This window comes from Flavobacterium sp. A45 (assembly GCF_002001005.1).
In the GTDB taxonomy this organism is placed as follows: Bacteria; Bacteroidota; Bacteroidia; order Flavobacteriales; family Flavobacteriaceae; genus Flavobacterium.
On record NZ_MUNX01000099.1, the window covers coordinates 97,307 to 116,695 of the forward strand.

Consider the following 19,389-nt stretch of genomic DNA (forward strand, 5'->3'; position numbering starts at 1 on the left):
TTTTAGTAAAAATTATTAGGCAAAAAAAAGTCATCCTAAACTAGAATGACTTTTTGTAATATGATAAAAAAGTATTTTAAACTTAGTGTTTATATTTTTTTCATCTGTTCTTTCATCATGGCAATTTGTTCTTTAAGCATGTTTTGCTTGTCTAATTTTTTTGCTTCGTTTAATAAAGAGGTTGCTTCCAATTTTCTTCTGCGGGTCATTGCAACACCAGCTAAGTTCAATTTTGCAACTGCCAAGTCCATATCCATTGATAATCCTAGCTCAATTGCTTTTTTGAAATATTTTTCTGCTTGGTTAATGTTTGTTTGCGAAAGCATAATTCCATGCAAATAATTGAAGTATCCTTGTTGTTTTCTAACCAAAGCTGTTTCGGGATTTTTGATGTATGCTAACCATTTTTTTGCACCTTCAAAGTCTTGTTTTCTTAGTTTTAAGAAGGCAAGCAGGATAAACTCGTTTTTGAAATATAAAAAAATTGGGATTGCGGATAATAAAATAAGGAAGATTCCGTTACCTGTGTAGTTGTCAGTAATCAGATAAATACCAGCGACTATAAGAAGTCCAGCGATAATAAATTTAATATTTTTGTGAAACATAATGTATAAAGATTTAAGGTTGCAAAGATAGTAAAAGGATTTAAAAATATTTTTTAAAAACTGCTTGCCAGAAAAAAAAGTCTTTGTATATTTGCACTCGGTTTTAGAATAACGGTTATTCAAAAATAAATAGATACTTAATTAAGATTTTTAAACATACAAAGCAATGAGCAAAAGAACGTTTCAACCATCGAAAAGAAAAAGAAGAAATAAACACGGATTTATGGATAGAATGGCTTCTGCTAATGGAAGAAAAGTTCTAGCGCGTAGAAGAGCTAAAGGAAGACATAAATTGACTGTTTCTTCTGAACCAAGACACAAAAAATAATGTTTGAATAAACATCTATAAGGCGTTACTTTTTTTAGTATCGCCTTTTTTTATACCCAAGCGGTACTGCTGTATTAAGTTTGAAATTCGAGTTTTTCTAACAAATTTCAAATTTTAAGTGATAAAAAACAACAACAACTACAATACATAATAAAATGCCAAAAGATACATCTATAAAATCAGTTTTAATAATAGGTTCAGGTCCGATAGTTATTGGTCAAGCATGTGAATTTGATTATGCAGGTTCACAATCAGCACGTTCTATACGTGAAGAAGGGATTGAAGTAATCTTAATCAATTCGAATCCTGCGACAATTATGACGGATCCTTCTATGGCGGATCATGTTTATTTGAAACCGTTAACGACTAAGTCTATTATTGAGATTCTTAAAGCACATCCTCAGATTGATGCCGTACTTCCAACCATGGGAGGACAAACGGCTTTGAATTTATGTTTGGAAGCAGACGAAAAAGGAATTTGGCAAGATTTTGGAGTAAGAATGATTGGTGTTGATGTTAATGCCATTAATATTACCGAAGACAGAGAGCAATTTAAACAATTGCTTCAAAAAATAAATGTTCCTACTGCACCTGCAAAAACGGCTACTTCTTTCTTAGAAGGAAAAGAAATTGCACAGGAATTTGGATTTCCATTAGTAATTCGTCCTTCGTTTACACTTGGAGGAACTGGAGCTGCTTTTGTACATACGAAAGAAGAATTTGACGAAAAACTAACCTACGGATTGGAAATGTCTCCAATTCATGAAGTTTTGATTGACAAAGCTTTGATAGGTTGGAAAGAATATGAATTGGAGTTGTTGAGAGATAAGAACGATAATGTTGTGATTATCTGTTCTATCGAAAATATGGATCCAATGGGAATTCATACTGGAGATTCGATTACTGTTGCACCAGCAATGACTTTGTCGGATACAACATTCCAAAAATTACGTGATTACGCCATCTTAATGATGAGAAGTATCGGAAATTTTGCGGGAGGATGTAACGTTCAGTTTGCTGTTTCTCCAGATGAAAAAGAAGATATCGTGGCTATCGAAATCAATCCTCGTGTGTCTCGTTCATCAGCTTTGGCTTCAAAAGCGACAGGTTACCCAATTGCAAAAATTGCTTCTAAACTGGCTTTAGGATACAACCTTGACGAATTACAAAATCAAATTACAAAATCAACTTCAGCTTTATTCGAGCCGACTTTGGATTATGTAATCGTAAAAATACCACGTTGGAACTTTGATAAATTTGAAGGAGCTGACAGAACTTTGGGACTTCAAATGAAATCGGTAGGTGAGGTAATGGGGATTGGACGTTCGTTCCAAGAAGCTTTGCATAAAGCGACTCAATCATTGGAAATAAAAAGGAATGGTTTAGGTGCCGACGGAAAAGGATATACAAACTACGAGCAAATTATCGAGAAACTGACTTTTGCAAGTTGGGATCGTGTTTTTGTAATTTATGATGCAATCGCAATGGGAATTCCATTGAGTCGTATTCACGAAATCACAAAAATTGATATGTGGTTCTTGAAACAATACGAAGAGCTTTATACATTAGAGAAAGAAATTTCAAACTATAAGATTTCTAATTTACCTAAAGAACTCTTACTTGAAGCAAAACAAAAAGGATTTGCCGACAGACAAATTGCTCACATGATAAATTGTATGGAAAGTGAAGTTCATGCTTTGCGTATGACAATGGATATCAACCGTGTTTTTAAACTAGTTGATACTTGTGCGGCAGAATTTAAAGCAAAAACACCTTATTATTACTCTACTTTTGAGGCTGAAATTGAGAAAGCAAACGGAGAACGTTATGTGGACAATGAAAGTATTGTAACTGATAAAAAGAAAATTATAGTACTAGGGTCTGGACCAAACCGAATTGGACAAGGAATCGAGTTTGATTATTCATGTGTGCATGGAGTTTTGGCAGCCAAAGAATGTGGTTATGAAACCATCATGATTAACTGTAATCCTGAAACGGTTTCGACTGATTTTGATACAGCCGATAAATTGTATTTTGAGCCTGTATTCTGGGAACATATTTATGACATTATTCAACACGAAAAACCGGAAGGCGTAATCGTACAATTAGGAGGTCAAACGGCTTTGAAATTGGCTGAAAAATTGTCTAAATACGGAGTAAAAATCATCGGAACTAGTTTTGATGCTCTCGATTTAGCAGAAGACAGAGGACGTTTCTCTGAATTGTTGACAGAATTAAAAATTCCTTTCCCGCAATTTGGAATTGCAGAAACTGCAGACGAGGCTTCGGCATTAGCAGATACTTTAGACTTCCCTTTATTGATTCGTCCTTCTTATGTTTTAGGAGGTCAAGGAATGAAAATTGTAATCAACAAACAAGAATTAGAGGAGCATGTAATCAATTTATTGAAAACAATTCCTGGAAATAAATTGCTTTTAGACCATTATTTGGCTGGAGCTATCGAAGCCGAAGCGGATGCGATTTGTGATGCTGATGGTAATGTTTATATTATAGGTATAATGGAGCATATTGAGCCTTGTGGAGTACACTCTGGGGACAGTAATGCTACTTTACCACCTTTCAACTTGGGTGAATTTGTAATGCAACAGATAAAAGATCACACGCATAAAATTGCCAAAGCTTTAAAAACGGTAGGTTTGATCAATATTCAGTTTGCAATAAAAGACGATACGGTTTATATTATTGAGGCAAATCCTAGAGCGTCTCGTACGGTTCCATTTATTGCAAAAGCTTATGGAGAACCTTATGTGAACTATGCTACAAAAGTAATGTTAGGACACAATAAAGTAACTGATTTTGATTTCAATCCGCAATTAAAAGGATATGCCATCAAACAACCTGTTTTCTCTTTCAGTAAGTTCCAAAATGTGAACAAAGCATTAGGACCAGAGATGAAATCAACAGGAGAAAGCATCTTGTTTATTGATGACTTGAAAGACGACCAATTCTACGAATTGTACTCTAGAAGAAAAATGTATTTGAGTAAGTAATAATCTCAAATTTTGATATAAAAAAAGCTCCAATTATGGAGCTTTTTTGTTTTTTATTGGATTTTTGTGGGGTTGCTACTTTGCATAAATTTACTTGTAATAGCAACTATTGGATAATTAAATTAGATTGTTTCCTTTTATCTGAAATCTTGAATAAAAAGTCTGCAATCATTTGGGTTTCATTAAAAGAAAAACTTGGTTTAAAGTACTCAATATGTGATAATAGCTGTGTTAAAGATAAAATCTTTACAAATTGAAACTCTTCAATGGGTTTGTTGTTAATAAAAACAATAAGATTTCTTATCGGAATTTTTCTATCCCCCCAATTATGTTTCCTTAAGTTTAAGTTCTTTATTTCATCAGCTAAAATTTTGAACAATGCAAAATTTGTCCTTTTTACTTGTTGAACAGGAGAATGCAGATTTAGATTGTTAATTGTATGTTCGCTCCAGTTTTTTGTTTCAATTATAAATATACCGGAAGGAGAGACTAGAAGATGGTCAATTTGAATAGATTTTATATAATCATTTTCTTTTCGATTATATATTGGAGTTTGAAATGAACAAATGAAATCATTTATCAGTATATAATCATCAGATAAGTTCTTCAAAATATTTACAACTTTTTGCTCCCCGATAGCTCCATAAATTGAATTGTTGATCTCATTAATTATTGTTATTTTTTGCTGTAATATTTGTAATTGGGCTGAACTGTTTTGATTTACTGCCTCAGTGAAGTTTGTCGTTATATAATTTAAACGGTTATTTTTTTTAGAAAGAAATTTATTCGATTGTTGTGATATGAAGAAAATTTTTAAGAAATGCTTAATTTGGGTAAACCATATATTCAGCCAAATAATTAGGTTTAAATAGTAATCTTTTAAAATTGGAATGGCTTTGGAATCGGGTATTGGTAAGTTTTCGATTTGTCGGTCTAAATATAGAAGACGTTCTTTATAATACTCTTGGAGCTCTCGTTTTCTTGTTGAAATGTTGTCTTTTAATTCAGTTATTTCTTTATAAAGAATAATTTTCTCTTTTTCAATTTGCTGTGTATGTTCTAAAATGATTTGTTCTTGAGTAAAATGACAAGTTTTCTGAAAATTAATTAATTCGTCTACCGAAGAAAATTCATCAATATTGTGGTTATCTAATTGTTTTTGGATATCATTTAGACAGCCAATTGTATTAAAAACTATACACATATCTCTATCTGATTAGTTGTAATTTAGATGTAGTGCCTTCATTACATTAATTTATGTAAGCTAAACTCTTTTTAAGCATTATGTTAAGTTAATGTGCAGTAGTTTGTTTGCTTCACTTAATTTTATTTTCAATTTTCGCGCATAAAATCAAATGCTCCTTTGCGAAGTTGTATTCCGTATTCGAGATAAGCTTTCATACAAGCGAGAAAATTTGCCCAACCTTCGGTGTTTCCTATAGCCCATTTCAGGTTGGCTTCGTTGTATGTTTTTCCGTCTTCGGTTACTTTTATAACGGTGCTTTTGTCGGGTTGTTCTTCCAATATGATTTTCACGACGGTTTTCGGATCCCAAACATATGAAATCGAATGATTGATTTCAATCTGGATGTTTTTTATGGGAACTTCGACTGGGAATTCGGGAAATTTCCAAATCAATTCTTTTCCAGTTTCCATTCGTCCGCTACTTTCCGAAATGAAATAGTTTGTCATTTTTTCAGGATTAACAATTCCTTCAAAAACTTCTTCAATCGGTTTCTGAATCTGTATCGTTGCTTTTGCTATAAGGTTCATAATTATTTCTTTTTTAGTTTTTCCTTAAAAAAATCAAAGGTTCGTGTCCAAGATAAAGTAGCAGCAGCTTCATCATACCTAGGAGTTGTATTGTTATGAAAACCGTGGTTCACTCCTGGATAGAAATAAGCGGTATGTTCGACTTTGTTCTTTTTGAGTATGGCTTCAAAAGCTGGCCAGCCTTCATTGACACGGGTATCTAATGCAGCATAATGCAGCATAATTGGTGTTGTTATGTTTTCGGCTTCTACTGCAGAGGGTTGTCCTCCGTAATAAGGTACCGCCGCAGATAAAGTTGGAATTTTAACCGCCATCATATTGGCAATCCAGCCTCCAAAACAAAATCCTACGACACCTACATAGCCATTACAGTCATTATGGGATTTCAGGTATTCGTAGGCAGCTATAAAGTCTTCGAGCATTTCCTCTCGGGTACGTTTTTTTTGAAGTTCCCTACCCGCATCATCATTTCCGGGATAGCCTCCTAGTGGAGATAACGCATCTGGTGCTAAAGTAATAAATCCTTCTGTAGCCGCTCTTCTTCCCACATCTTCAATATAGGGATTCAGTCCGCGATTTTCATGAACGACAATGATTCCAGGAAATTTTTTTTTGGTTTTCGTTGGCTGTGACAAAAGCCCTTTGATTGCTCCACCGCCTTTAGGGGATTGATAGGTTATGTATTCTGATTTTATTCTTGGGTCATCGGGTTTGATAGTGATAGAATCCACATAATTAGGAGTCATAAAACTAAGAAGCGATGGGACAGTCAAGCTTCCTATTGCAAATAAGGACAGTTTTTCGATAAATTGTCTTCTCTCTATTTTGTTGTGTGCGTAGTCATCGTACAGGTCAAAAACTTCCTGACTGATATCTTCCTTGGTTAGTTTTTTCATTGGTTTTTATTTGATTCAACTAATTTAGGAAAAAAAGCGATTGTTTTTGCAATATTGATTATTGCGTACAAGTGAATTTTTAATTCTAAGCAATGTTTTCAAGTCCGCCTGGAAAAGGTCTATAAGCGTAATAATGCAAAACTTCTTCAATAGCCATTTTTAAGGCTTCATTGATGGGAAGTAAAGTTATCCCAAGTCTCTGGTCAATTTGCGTTAACCGCATATAATAGTCCGAGAAAACAGGAACATACAATCCTTTGTTAATAGCTACTTTGGTATTGTTGTAGTTTTCCTGTTGATTCTCTTTTATGATTTTACATGTGTTTAATCGTAGCTCGCCATATTTATCGCTACTGGCGGCATAGCCAAAAAGTCTGCAGATTAATCCACGGTATTTATAGTCAGTACATCGGCCATTTTTGTTGTCTGTAGTTGAAAGTGATTGGTATAAATGACAAAAAGTATTCGTTTTTGTATTTAGTTCTTCTAAAACAGCTTCGGCTTTTCCGTTCAAAAATAAGTAAAAGGCCCATGGGAAAAATTCTAAAGGCGAAGCGTCTATGTTTGGTTTTGAACAGCACTGACCACAACCTGTAAGACAATGTAAATTTGTTTCTGATTTGAAATTAGTTATTTCATTCTCTAGAAGGTCAAATAATTCTTCAACCAATTGAACTTTATGTTCTATAGACATTGTTTTTTGGCTAATGTACACTATTAAATACCGTTAAGAGGATAATCTGGTTTTACTTACTGTTTTATAGGATTATTTTATTTTTGAAAGAAAAATACTGTTTTGGAAATGGGTTTGCATGAAGGATGGAAATGGCATCCTTTTCTTTTCCTTTTTTTAGGAAAAGAAAAGATATAATGGACAGCCTGACCCTTGTGGTCATGCCCGAATTGTGATGAATTGTTTTTTAATTCTTAATCACTTTGAATGTTTTCTGTGCATCTCCATAAATAGCAATAACGGTGTAAATCCCACTTGCCAAATAATTACCAATTGTTATTTTTTGATTGGTATGAAAATTATTGCTGGAAAAACAAACCGTACCTTTCATGTCAATGATCTTAAAAAAAAGTGGTTGGGTGGTTGTGTTTTTAATTTGGAATGTGGCTTCGTTTGTGAAAGGATTTGGATAAAAAACATTCGCATTGTTTTCTAAATTTCCGTCATTAATTCCAAGATTATTTTCGTCAACTGCATCAATATAATTAAAGTTAAACTGCGATTTATAGAGAATCCGGATGTAATTTTCTCCTTGTGGTAAGTTGATTCCTGTAACTACTTTGTCAGTGTAGGTTTGTAATGCTCCAGTGGGTTCAAAAGTTTCGTCGGTTTTTACAATGATACCATTCACACTGATGTCAAATTTCCCTTGAACTAAGGAGGCTACTCGAAAAGTCATTTGGTACGAACTGTTTTTGGAAACGTTTATCATATATTCTCCCCAATCTCCAGCATCTGTAAAACATACATTTTGGGTTGTTCCTCCGTCGGAGGTGTTTTGCAGACCTGTTCCTTTTCGACGGTAATGTTTGTTGGCTATAATTCTGCCTGGCACATTCATTTTTTTGCGTTATAAGGGACGTTAAGATAGGCAGTTCCTATCGTTCGAATTTCGCCACTATTGGCGCCAAGTAACTGTCCTTCGAGCATATCGGTCCAGTTTGCGGAAACTCTGCAGGTGAACCAAGAATAACGATAAATGTCGGGATCATTTTCAAAAGCAGTTACAATTTGTTTCATGAAATTGGTTTTATCAGTCGCAGATTGTATTACTCTATTGGCAAATTCGGTTACCCAAATTGGGATGTTGTATTTTTTTAATCCTTCAGTAACTCCAATTACTGATCCAGCTGTATCATCATAGGTATGAAAAGCAATATAATCTACTTTGCAGGTTGGACAAAGGCGGAAGAATTCGTCATGCCAGGCAATGGGACTTTGATATCCACCATAATTGGAAGGGCCATTATAGGCAGGAGAGGCACTTACAATTTCCAGACCTTTTGCGGCAGCAATTTTTTCAATATTTGGCCAAGCGTCTACGGCTTCTTGAGGAGTTAACCGTGAACCGTCATTAAAGTTGGGCTCATTGAAGGCCATTAAATATTTAGCTCCTGGTTTTACGGTTGCAATAAAAGCATCTGGATTGTTTACTTTTCCCCAAGCCATCGGCACAAATTCTACTCCCAGACTTTCGTAACTTGAATTTACGGCCCATTCGGGTTCAGGTGACCAATTGTACCACCATGAAATTCCAGGTTTTAAAATATTCAAATCTTCGACGGTGTGTTTTCCATAAGCAACTCCTCTTTTGGGGCTTACTTGTGCAAAAAGTGATGCGTAAAAAAGTGAGCTAATCCACAATATGATGAAGGTTATTATTTTTAGCATAAAATGGGTTTTATTTGATTCAAACTATGAGTTCCAAATATAGTTTAACACTGCTTCATTTTGGATTTGAAAAATCCCATCAAAAACACATCAAAGTTTATCTGATCCAATTTGATTATTTTATAAAAAAGACATAAATACCTGTTTTTATTGTGAAAAATGATATTTTCGATTAGTGTTAAAATTTAAATGTAAAAATTTGATAATCAGGTAATTTATTTTTAAAATTTATGTAAACTTATTGGTTTTTTAATTAAATTTACACACCCTTTCTAGAGATAGCTTAATCTAAGATATTTTAACTCTTTTTAAATATTTAAGCTATGAAAAAAACCGTATTGATCGTTTGTTGTTTTTTCCTAATTATAAGCTGTAAAAAAGAAGAATCCAAAGAAATGGATATGACAGTTGCAACTGACGATACAGTTGTTAAGCCTGCTGAATTTGCCGATTCTAAGTATATAGAAATAGGCAAGAAAACGCTTGCTGATATGGAAAAAGGCGATATGGACAGTTGGATGGAAATCTATGCCGATAGCGCAGTTTATGTATGGAATAGCGGAGATAGTTTGGTTGGAAAACCCGCAATAGCTTCTTATTGGAAGCAAAGAAGAGCCAATGTAATCGAAACCATAAAATTCAGCGATGCTGTGTTTTTACCTATTATGGTGAATAAACCGCAAAGCGTCGAGGCTAAAGGAGTTTGGTTGCTTGCTTGGCACAAAACAACAGCAAAGTATAGAAACGGCAAAGAAATGACTCAGTGGATTCATACCGATTATCATTTTAATTCGAATGATAAAGTGGATCGGGTTATACAATATGTAGATAAAGCGGCTATAAATGCTGCTTTGCCAAAGTAAATTTAATTGTTAATTGGTTGGTGAAAATAAAAAGCGATGCTTATGTGTCGTTTTTTATTTTTTTTTATGAAAAGGAGTTTGGTTTGATGAAAATTTTGTTGGGTAATTTAACAAAAGGGAGGCTTTATACGGTTTTCTATACCTTAAAACTAAAAACATTTCTTTACTTTTGTGGCAATCAATATTTGAACTATGTACAAGATTTTTATACGTCCTATTCTTTTTTGTTTTGACCCTGAAAAAGTGCATCACTTTACTTTTTCGTTAATTAGAATAGTTTCAAAAATTCCAGGATTTCCTTCACTTTTTAGATTTTTATATCAAGTAAATGACAAAAGATTAGAAACCGAAGTTTTTGGTTTAAAGTTTAAAAATCCAGTAGGTTTAGCTGCAGGTTTTGATAAAAATGCAGTTTTGTATAAGGAACTGTCTAATTTTGGTTTCGGATTTATCGAAATAGGGACACTTACTCCAAAAGGACAACCCGGAAATGATAAAAAAAGAATTTTCCGTTTGGTCGAAGATTCGGCAATTATTAATAGAATGGGTTTTAATAATGGTGGTGTTCTGGAAGCGGTTGAACGGTTAAAAGAAAATAACGGTGTTCTTATCGGAGGAAATATCGGAAAAAATAAAGTGACTTTAAACGAAGATGCTACTTCAGATTATGAAATTTGTTTTGACGCCTTATACGATTATGTGGATTATTTTGTAGTCAATGTGAGTTCTCCTAATACGCCTAATCTCCGAGCATTACAGGAAAAAGAACCGCTTACTCAATTACTTCAAACTTTGCAGAATAAGAATTTGGCGAAGCCAAAGCAAAAACCAGTATTGCTGAAAATTGCTCCAGATCTTACCGATGAGCAATTGCTTGATATTATTGATATTGTCGAAGAAACTAAGATTGCAGGTGTAATCGCAACCAATACTACAATTTCCCGAAGTGGATTGAAATCCTGCAATCAAACGGAAACTGGCGGATTATCCGGAAAGCCATTGACCTCACGCTCTACCGAAGTGATTCGTTTTCTGTCCCAAAAAAGCAATAAAGCATTTCCAATTATTGGAGTAGGAGGAATACATTCTGCAGCCGATGCCTTAGAGAAATTAGAGGCTGGCGCCAGTTTAATCCAATTATATACAGGCTTTATCTATGAAGGCCCGGCATTGGTGAAGAAAATAAACAAAGCAATTTTGTCAAAAAAATAGTAGGATAACGATTTTTCTTTCTTTGTAACTCAAAACCTTTTTATATATTTGAACGTTATGAAGGCAATAAAAATTATTGAGTGTCCACGAGACGCGATGCAAGGCATAAAAGTTTTTATTCCTACCGAAAGAAAGGTAGCTTATTTACAATCTTTATTGCGTGTAGGTTTTGATACCATTGATTTTGGGAGTTTTGTTTCGGCGAAAGCCATACCTCAAATGCAAGATACTGCCGAAGTTTTAGCTCAACTTGATTTATCCAAAACAACAAGTAAACTATTGGCAATTGTTGCTAATTCACAAGGAGCAACTCTTGCCTCTGAACATAACGCTATTCAATATTTAGGTTTTCCCTTTTCGATTTCCGAGAATTTTCAAATGCGAAATACACATAAAACAATTGCGGAATCTTTAGTGACATTGGATGAGATTTTAAATCTTGCCGATAAGACCAATAAAGAAACAGTAGCCTATCTTTCTATGGGTTTTGGAAATCCTTATGGAGATCCTTGGAGTGTCGAAATTGTGGCACAATGGACTGAAAAATTGGCAGGAATGGGAGTGAAAATTTTATCCCTTTCCGACACTGTGGGAAGCTCTACACCTGACGTAATTGATTATTTGTACTCTAATTTGATTCCCCAATATCCTCAAATTGAATTTGGAGCCCATCTTCATACAACACCCGATAAATGGCTGGAAAAAATTGATGCAGCTTATAAGGGAGGCTGTCGCCGTTTTGATGGTGCAATTCAAGGTTTTGGAGGCTGTCCGATGGCAACGGATAATCTAACAGGTAACATGCCTACGGAGAAATTACTCTCTTATTTTACGGTTCAAAAAGAAAACACCAATTGCAGTCCAATGAGTTTTGAAAGTGCTTATAATGAGGCTTCAAAAATATTTGGGGAATTTCATTGAAAATACTTCTGCAATAAAAAGTAGTAAATTTAAATAATTTCAATTTTTTGTTGTTACTTTAATTATGTTTAGTTGGCTGATAAAAAGTTAGATTATAATTAATGTGACAATAATATGAAACATAGAATTTACAATAGAATTATTCTAATTACTACATTGGTATTATGTACTTTTTCATGTAGTAGTGATCTCGATTTTAATCAAGTCGAAGATTTTACTGCGCAGCCTGTAGTTACTACAAATCTTGCTTATTATGAAGCAAAGGCTCCAGATTTTGAAGCTGCGGGAGCAGGACTAAATGTCTATCCTTATATTGCCAATGTTGATTTTTTGAACACTTCTTTTGTCGAAGAGGATTTGATAAAAGCGGAATTGTATTTTAGAATTAAAAATACCATTGCAAGAGCCTACAATTATAATATTACTTTTTTAGATGTAAATAATGCCCCTGTAAAAATTATAAATATACCTGTTGGAGCATACAATGGTACTGAAATTTTAGAAGAAAAAACGGTGTTGTTTACTTCTGCAGATGTAGCCATTTTGAAGAGTACAACTAAAATGGTTTTTTCAATTACGATACTTCCAGGGCCGCCATTAACAGCTAGTAGTCCAGGTAGAATAGAAATGAGTTCAAGTATAACCGCTTATTTTGACGTAAAATGAGAAGAATAATAATCCTTTTATGTCTGTCAATTTCTTTTTGTAGTTTTTCCCAAAACAAAGAAGTTTTATATAATTTCACGCCTCAACCTCAAAGCTTATTGCTTAATCCTGGTGCCGATGTAAAATACAAATGGTTTTTTGGTGTGCCATTGTTATCTGGAATATCGGCAAATGTAGGTTCAACAGGATTTGACGCTTATAATTTATTTGCTGATGATGGAGTGGATTTTACAACCAAAGTAAAAAATGTTTTAGCCTCAACCAGCAGAAACGATTACATCACTGCCAATCAACAATTGGAAATATTTACTGCCGGTTTTAGAGTAGGTGGTGAAGAAAGTAAGTCTTATGTTTCTTTTGGAATGTATCAAGAATTTGACTCGTTTATTTATGTTCCAAAAGATCTGGCGATTTTGTCTTTGTACGGTAATAAAGATTACATAGGCAAGTCTTTTGACTTGGGTGATTTGAGCGCAAAAGCTGAAGTGCTCTCTGTCTTCCATGTAGGTTTTAATAAGCAGCTTAATGAGAAGCTTATACTTGGAATTCGTGGAAAAATTTATTCCAGTATTTTCAATGCGACTTCAACGCAAAATTCAGGATATTTTTATACTTCACAAGGTTCTAACTTAATTTATGATCAAGTCATAAAATCCAATTTGCAACTCAACACTTCAGGCGCAGCAAAGTATTTGGATGAAAATTATGAAGGAGATGTAGCAACTGATTTAAGGAATGATATTCCCCAAAAAGCCTTTTTTGGGGGGAATTTAGGCTTAGGAATGGATTTAGGGCTTACTTATTATCCCGAAAAAAATATTCAAATCACAGCTAGTTTAGTGGATATTGGATTTGTAAGCCATACGAAAGACGTTGTCGATTATACGTTTAAAGGGGATTATGTTTTCAAGGGAGTTCTTACCAATTTTAATGAAGACGGGACGGTAGATGATGCCTATGAGGATTTTAACGATGCGATTCCTTTGGATACTATCTATAATAAGTACACCACACAACGACCTTTGAAATTTTATTCTTCGTTTCAATATTCATTTGAGGAAGAAAGGCAAACAGAATGTAATTGTTCAACGGATGAAGATTCTTGGTATCGAAGCGCAGTTGGGGCGCAATTTTTTGCAATGTCAACTCCCAGAGCTCCGATGTTAGCCTTAACCGCATATTACAGAAGGAGGCTTCTTCAAGGATTGCAGATGAAAGCTACTTACACCATTGATTCCTATTCCTATTCAAACATAGGTTTGGGATTGACAACCAAGATTGGCGTGGTCAATTTTTACGCAATGGCCAATAATCTTCTAGCCTATAGTGATGTTTCTAAGGCAAATGCCCTTACTTTTCAAATAGGAGTTAATATAATTTCGGGTGGAAGCAGTAAATAACATGGAATCAGTCAATAGATTTTACTTTTTTTCTTCTTCTGAAAAATTTAAAAATTTCAATCCAAACTACAGAAACGAATCCAATTAAAACACTAAAACCAATTTGTAAAAGCGTAATGCTTTCAAACTGGAAAAATGTTCTGAATGCTGGTATGATTAATAGCGAACCAGTTATCAACAGTGTTGTTCCAATAATAAGTATAACCAAATTGTTTTTGTATTTTAAAGTGGTCAAGACCGAATAATAAAAAGACCGATTGGCAAGTGTCAGAAAAATATTAGCTGAAATTAATGTGAGGAAAACCATAGTTCGGGTGAGATCTTCTGAGAATCCATTTTTTGTGCTGTATTGGTAAATGAATAGAAGTCCAAGCGTAATTACAAGTCCTTGAATAATGCTAATTGTAATTTCTTTTAGATTGAAAAAAGTATTGGTAAAAGGACGCGGCTTTTGTTTCATCAGGTTGGGTTCCATAGGCTCATTTTCGTAGATTATGGAGCAGGTTGGCCCCATAATAATTTCTAGGAAAATAATATGAACAGGTGAAAAAATATTGGGATACACCCATCCTAAAACTAGCGGAATAAACACAATCATAATAATAGGAATGTGGATCGATATAATGTACTGAATGGCTTTTTTTAGGTTAATATAAATTTTTCGCCCCATCGCTATGGCTTCTGTCATTTTGGAAAAATCGTCATCAATCAAAATTAAATTCGCTGCTTGTTTGGCTATCTCGGTTCCTTTTTTTCCCATCGCAATGCCGATATGAGCCGATTTTAATGCAGGTCCATCATTGACACCATCACCTGTCATCGCAACAATTTGGTTGTTGTCTTTTAAAGCTTTTATGATTTTTAATTTAGCCTCAGGAAACATTCTTGTAAAAATATTGGTTTCCATAACTTTCACTTTCAAAGTAGCATCGTCCATCGTCATGAGTTCGTCTCCGTTTAAGATTTTTGCAGAGTTTCTAAATCCAATTTGATTGGCAATGGTTGCTGTCGTCAAGGCGTTGTCTCCCGTGACGATTTTTACTTGAATTCCGGCTTTGTAAAAAGTTTCGAAAACTTCTTTTATATTGGCTTTTGGCGGGTCATAAAAGGCAACAAGCCCTTTGAAATCAAATAAAAATTCCTGTTGTGTTTTTGGATAATCAGTTCCCGTAAAATGGGTTACGCCAACTCCCAAAACTCGATACCCTTTTTCGGACATAGATCGGACTGCATCTAGAATTTGATTGGTTTGATTTTCGGATAATGAAGAACAAGCGATTAGGGCTTCGGGAGCTCCTTTGGCGGCTATGATTCGGTCTCCGTTTGTGTTTTCAAAAAGATGGGTCATCATTGGCGGTTTTCCGCTTAAAGGATATTCGTGAACCATTCTGTAATTGGGGCGCTCATCTTTGATTCCTATTTTTGCGTAAGCATCGTGTAAAGCAATTTCCATTGCATCAAATGGGATTGGTTCGCTGGCCCACATGGAAAGGCTTAATAAGTCCTCGTCTTTTGCGGATAAACTGTTGTTTTCATTTTTATTGAAATTGTTATTGCCATTGCTATTGTCATTGAAATTGCCATTAAATCTGTCCTCTTCCAATAAATACCATTGTGCCAGGCTCATTTTGTTTTCGGTGATAGTTCCAGTCTTGTCTGTGCAAATTACGGTGGCACTTCCCAATGTTTCCACTGTTTTGGTTTGTTTGACAATGATTCCGCTTTTCATCAATCGCCACGCGCCTAAAGCCATGAATGTGGCAAATGCAACTGGAATTTCTTCGGGAATAATACTCATCGCCAAGGTTAATGCTTTTAATAAACTGTCCAAAATAATTTTTGAATTGTAGTAGTTGATTCCCCAAACAATAAGGAATACCCCCAAGCCAATAAGAGACATTTTGGTGACAAAATTTCCAATCTGAATTTGCAAAGGTGTTTTCTCTTCGGTAATATCATCCAGGCTTTTTCCGATTTTACCCAATTCTGTTTGGCTTCCTATTGCTATTACTTTGCAAATAGCTAAACCTGAGGCGACAATTGTTCCCTGAAAAACTTGATTGTTTTCACCTTTTTCACTTTTAAAAACGGCGAATGATTCTCCTGTGATTATCGATTCGTTTGCCGAAAAATCGTTCGACTGAATGATAATACCATCGGCAGGAATAAAGGTACCTTCTTCACATTGGATATAATCACCCAGAACAATTTCTTCGGAGGGTATTTCTATAAGCTCACCATCTCGGATTACTTTGCTTTTGGGTTGCGTTAATTTATGCAGGGCTTCAATGGCATTCCTGCTCTTGGATTCCTGATAAAGTGAAATGGTGGAAACCAGTAAAATTGCTACTGTCATAAAAATCCCGTTACCAAAATCGGCAGTGATAAAATAAATACTGGTAGCAGTTAGCAGTAATAAAAACATTGGTTCTTTGACCATTTCTATTATGGAAGAAAGTAAGTTGTTTTTCTTTTGGTGTTCTATGGAATTTAAGCCATTTTTGATTCTGGATTGTTCAATTTCAACTTTGTTTAATCCTGAAATAGAGCCGTTTGTTGCTGACATAATTGCGAGGTGTGGTTATAAATAAAATAAGACTTTAACTTATTTTTACCATGCAATTTAAAAATAAAACGGGGGACTTAAGTGTTTTTTAGCTTAAGATTGTCTATATTTGCACGCAATTCAACTACAAATTGCAACATGAAAGCACATATCTCTAAGATTGTCGGCGAGGGTTTAACCTACGATGATGTATTATTAGTTCCCAATTACTCAAATGTTCTTCCGCGCGAAGTGAGTATCCAATCCAAATTTTCAAGAAATATTACACTAAATGTTCCTATTGTATCCGCAGCTATGGATACCGTAACCGAAAGTTCTATGGCTATAGCTATGGCTCAAGAAGGAGGAATAGGTGTTTTGCATAAAAACATGACAATCGAGCAACAAGCAGCCAAAGTACGTAAAGTAAAACGTGCAGAGTCTGGGATGATTATCGATCCTGTTACTTTATTAATGACCGCTACAGTTGCCGATGCTAAAAGTGCCATGAGAGAATATGGTATTGGTGGTATTCCAATTGTTGATGAGAATAAAATATTGAAAGGAATTGTTACCAATAGAGATTTACGTTTTGAAAAAAACGGTTCAAGACCTATTGTTGAGGTTATGACAAGCCAAAATCTGGTAACTGTTGCCGAAGGAACTTCGCTAGAACAAGCTGAGGTAGTTTTACAAGGTCATAAAATCGAAAAATTACCTGTAGTAAATGATAAAAATGAGCTAGTTGGTTTAATCACTTTTAGAGATATTACCAAACTGACTCAAAAACCAAATGCCAATAAAGATAAATTTGGTCGTTTGAGAGTAGCAGCCGCTTTGGGTGTTACTGCCGATGCTGTTGAAAGAGCAACTGCTTTGGTAAACGCAGGAGTTGATGCCGTAATTATTGATACAGCTCACGGACATACAAAAGGTGTGGTTGATGTATTAAAAGCGGTGAAAGCTAAATTCCCAAATCTTGATGTAATCGTTGGTAATATTGCCACTCCAGAAGCAGCTTTGTATTTGGTTGAAAATGGTGCCGATGGTGTAAAAGTTGGAATAGGACCTGGTTCTATTTGTACAACCAGAATCGTTGCAGGTGTTGGTTTTCCTCAATTTTCTGCAGTGCTTGAAGTTGCAGCTGCTATAAAAGGAACAGGAGTTCCCGTAATTGCCGATGGTGGAATTCGTTACACAGGAGATATTCCAAAAGCGATTGCCGCTGGTGCAGATTGCGTAATGCTAGGTTCATTATTGGCTGGTACTATGGAATCTCCAGGTGAGACCATTATTTTTGAAGGAAGAAAATTCAAATCATATAGAGGAATGGGTTCTGTTGAAGCCATGCAAGAAGGTTCAAAAGACCGTTATTTCCAAGACGTGGAAGACGATGTTAAGAAACTTGTTCCAGAAGGAATCGTTGGACGTGTACCTTACAAAGGGGAGTTGAACGAAAGTATGCAACAATTCATTGGTGGTCTTCGTGCTGGTATGGGATATTGCGGTTCAAAAGACATTGCTACTTTGCAGGAAACAGGTCGTTTTGTTCGTATTACTGCCAGCGGTATCAACGAAAGTCACCCACATAATGTGACCATCACAAAAGAAGCTCCGAATTATTCGAGATAAAATAAGACGAAAGTCTAAAAGACAAAAGGTGTAAGATTCAGTTCTTGCACCTTTTTTGTTTTAATGGAGTTTGAATGTTTGTTTTGGAGCAGAAAGATTTGCTTCGCCTGTTTTCCTGCTTCTTATAAACAAAAAAAATAGCAGCTTTTTTGTCTGTTTGTTTATCAGCTTTGCCAAAGTTCAAAACTTTGGCAAAGCTTTATCAAATTTAATCAGTTAACCAAAAGATTTGAGCAAAGTCATGTCCTGGTAGCTTTCGACATAGCAGAGTCCGCTCCGCAAAGTCTCCCGACTTTGTGCTTTTTTTTGAATGTTACTTAAAAGTCTTAAATCTAATAAAAGTCTCCCGACTTTTTTCGTAAACATCTTATAAATTCAAAACTTTACTTGTACATCGAAGCACTTCCACATTAAACAAAAAACGAAAATTACAAAATAACAGTTTTGTTACTTTGTAGTTTTGAAATCAAACAGTTCTAAAAATATTCACGGAAAAAGTCGGGAGACTTTTGACATTTTTTTGTTTTTAAGAGCTTTTTAAAAAACGCAAAGTCGGGAGACTTTGCGTAGCGGGAGAAAAACTACAAAATAACAGTTTTGTTACTTTGTAGTTTTTTGTAATTCTTGAAATGCAAACAGTTTTAAAAATATTCACGGAAAAAGTCGGGAGACTTTTGACATTTTTTTGTTTTTAAGAGCTTTTTAAAAAACGCAAAGTCGGGAGACTTTGCGTAGCGTGGGAGGTTGGGGGAATAAAGAGGCGATATTTTTCGGTTAAACACAAATTGTCCAAAATACAAACCATCTTTAAATTCAGCCTAAAACCCAAATTGCTTGTAGCGTGTGTTAGCAGACGGCTTTTATTCTACTATAGATTCGATTAAATCGATTCGTTTAAGAAAATGTTCAAAATCTAAATTTCCAGAATTTCCACGTCTGTCAATGTGTTCAAAAATATCTAAAAACTCATTGTTTTTTTGTTGATTAATAAATGAGTTTATCAATAATTTATTTTTTCTGCTTTCTGGATCTATTTCATAAATCCTATTTCTTCGGTTGTATTGATTTAGGTAGTTGTTATAATAGAGTACAAGATAAGCTTCTAGCCAAAGTAGAAATCTTTCAACATTATC

Annotated in this window: 17 protein-coding genes; 8 read left to right on the plus strand and 9 right to left on the minus strand. The window is 34.7% G+C overall.

Features of this window, described 5'->3' with window-relative positions; all coding sequences use genetic code 11:
- Nucleotides 1-89: 89 nt before the first annotated feature.
- Entirely contained in the window at nucleotides 90-605 is a 516-nt protein-coding gene (locus B0E44_RS12645) for a hypothetical protein (RefSeq protein WP_077375644.1), read from the minus strand.
- Nucleotides 606-771: 166 nt separating this feature from the next.
- Between B0E44_RS12645 and rpmH the strand changes: the two genes are divergently transcribed.
- Nucleotides 772-933, plus strand: a complete 162-nt coding sequence (rpmH, locus tag B0E44_RS12650) for a 50S ribosomal protein L34 (protein ID WP_008464848.1) — start codon at nucleotides 772-774, stop codon at nucleotides 931-933.
- A 155-nt stretch (nucleotides 934-1,088) separates the two neighbouring features.
- Nucleotides 1,089-3,944, plus strand: a complete 2,856-nt coding sequence (gene carB, locus B0E44_RS12655; RefSeq protein ID WP_077375647.1) for a carbamoyl-phosphate synthase large subunit — start codon at nucleotides 1,089-1,091, stop codon at nucleotides 3,942-3,944.
- 106 nt (nucleotides 3,945-4,050) lie between these two features.
- On the opposite strand, the gene B0E44_RS12660 is transcribed toward carB, so the two are convergent.
- The 6 genes from B0E44_RS12660 to B0E44_RS12685 all read right to left on the minus strand — a co-directional run bounded on the left by B0E44_RS12660 (nucleotide 4,051) and on the right by B0E44_RS12685 (nucleotide 9,017).
- Entirely contained in the window at nucleotides 4,051-5,148 is a 1,098-nt protein-coding gene (locus tag B0E44_RS12660) for a nuclease-related domain-containing protein (protein WP_077375650.1), read from the minus strand.
- A gap of 128 nt (nucleotides 5,149-5,276) precedes the next feature.
- Nucleotides 5,277-5,717 carry an SRPBCC domain-containing protein gene (locus tag B0E44_RS12665; RefSeq protein ID WP_077375653.1) on the minus strand — a complete coding sequence of 147 codons (441 nt, stop codon included), beginning with the start codon at nucleotides 5,715-5,717 and terminating at the stop codon, nucleotides 5,277-5,279.
- Between the two features lie 2 nt (nucleotides 5,718-5,719).
- Nucleotides 5,720-6,613 carry a dienelactone hydrolase family protein gene (locus B0E44_RS12670; RefSeq protein ID WP_077375656.1) on the minus strand — a complete coding sequence of 298 codons (894 nt, stop codon included), beginning with the start codon at nucleotides 6,611-6,613 and terminating at the stop codon, nucleotides 5,720-5,722.
- 85 nt (nucleotides 6,614-6,698) lie between these two features.
- Nucleotides 6,699-7,307 (minus strand): YkgJ family cysteine cluster protein, encoded by a 609-nt coding sequence (locus B0E44_RS12675; protein WP_077375659.1) that lies wholly within the window; start codon nucleotides 7,305-7,307, stop codon nucleotides 6,699-6,701.
- A 226-nt stretch (nucleotides 7,308-7,533) separates the two neighbouring features.
- Nucleotides 7,534-8,187 (minus strand): carbohydrate-binding protein, encoded by a 654-nt coding sequence (locus B0E44_RS12680; RefSeq protein WP_077375662.1) that lies wholly within the window; start codon nucleotides 8,185-8,187, stop codon nucleotides 7,534-7,536.
- The gene (locus tag B0E44_RS12685) at nucleotides 8,184-9,017 is read right to left on the minus strand and encodes a glycosyl hydrolase (protein WP_077375665.1); all 834 of its coding nucleotides are present in this window, start codon (nucleotides 9,015-9,017) and stop codon (nucleotides 8,184-8,186) included. The genes B0E44_RS12680 and B0E44_RS12685 overlap by 4 nt, the downstream gene beginning before the upstream one ends.
- 323 nt (nucleotides 9,018-9,340) lie before the next feature.
- Between B0E44_RS12685 and B0E44_RS12690 the strand changes: the two genes are divergently transcribed.
- The 5 genes from B0E44_RS12690 to B0E44_RS12715 all read left to right on the plus strand — a co-directional run bounded on the left by B0E44_RS12690 (nucleotide 9,341) and on the right by B0E44_RS12715 (nucleotide 14,079).
- Entirely contained in the window at nucleotides 9,341-9,880 is a 540-nt protein-coding gene (locus B0E44_RS12690; RefSeq protein WP_077375668.1) for a nuclear transport factor 2 family protein, read from the plus strand.
- A 192-nt stretch (nucleotides 9,881-10,072) separates the two neighbouring features.
- A complete protein-coding gene (locus B0E44_RS12700; protein ID WP_077375674.1) occupies nucleotides 10,073-11,092 on the plus strand; it encodes a quinone-dependent dihydroorotate dehydrogenase in 1,020 nt (339 codons plus the stop codon).
- A gap of 57 nt (nucleotides 11,093-11,149) precedes the next feature.
- Nucleotides 11,150-12,013, plus strand: a complete 864-nt coding sequence (locus B0E44_RS12705) for a hydroxymethylglutaryl-CoA lyase (protein ID WP_077375677.1) — start codon at nucleotides 11,150-11,152, stop codon at nucleotides 12,011-12,013.
- A gap of 114 nt (nucleotides 12,014-12,127) precedes the next feature.
- Entirely contained in the window at nucleotides 12,128-12,679 is a 552-nt protein-coding gene (locus B0E44_RS12710; RefSeq protein WP_077375680.1) for a hypothetical protein, read from the plus strand.
- Nucleotides 12,676-14,079 (plus strand): DUF5723 family protein, encoded by a 1,404-nt coding sequence (locus B0E44_RS12715; protein WP_077375683.1) that lies wholly within the window; start codon nucleotides 12,676-12,678, stop codon nucleotides 14,077-14,079. Before B0E44_RS12710 ends, B0E44_RS12715 begins: the two co-directional genes overlap by 4 nt.
- A 7-nt stretch (nucleotides 14,080-14,086) precedes the next feature.
- Here B0E44_RS12715 and B0E44_RS12720 read toward each other — a convergent pair whose 3' ends face one another.
- Nucleotides 14,087-16,645, minus strand: coding sequence for a cation-translocating P-type ATPase (locus B0E44_RS12720; protein ID WP_077375687.1), 2,559 nt, complete (start codon nucleotides 16,643-16,645; stop codon nucleotides 14,087-14,089).
- A 138-nt stretch (nucleotides 16,646-16,783) separates the two neighbouring features.
- Between B0E44_RS12720 and guaB the strand changes: the two genes are divergently transcribed.
- Nucleotides 16,784-18,256: an IMP dehydrogenase gene (gene guaB, locus B0E44_RS12725; protein WP_077375690.1), complete on the plus strand. Its 1,473-nt coding sequence runs from the start codon at nucleotides 16,784-16,786 to the stop codon at nucleotides 18,254-18,256.
- A gap of 860 nt (nucleotides 18,257-19,116) precedes the next feature.
- Here the strand turns inward: guaB and B0E44_RS18835 are convergent.
- On the minus strand, nucleotides 19,117-19,389 hold a 273-nt coding region (locus B0E44_RS18835), incomplete at its 5' end, for a hypothetical protein (RefSeq protein ID WP_371594758.1).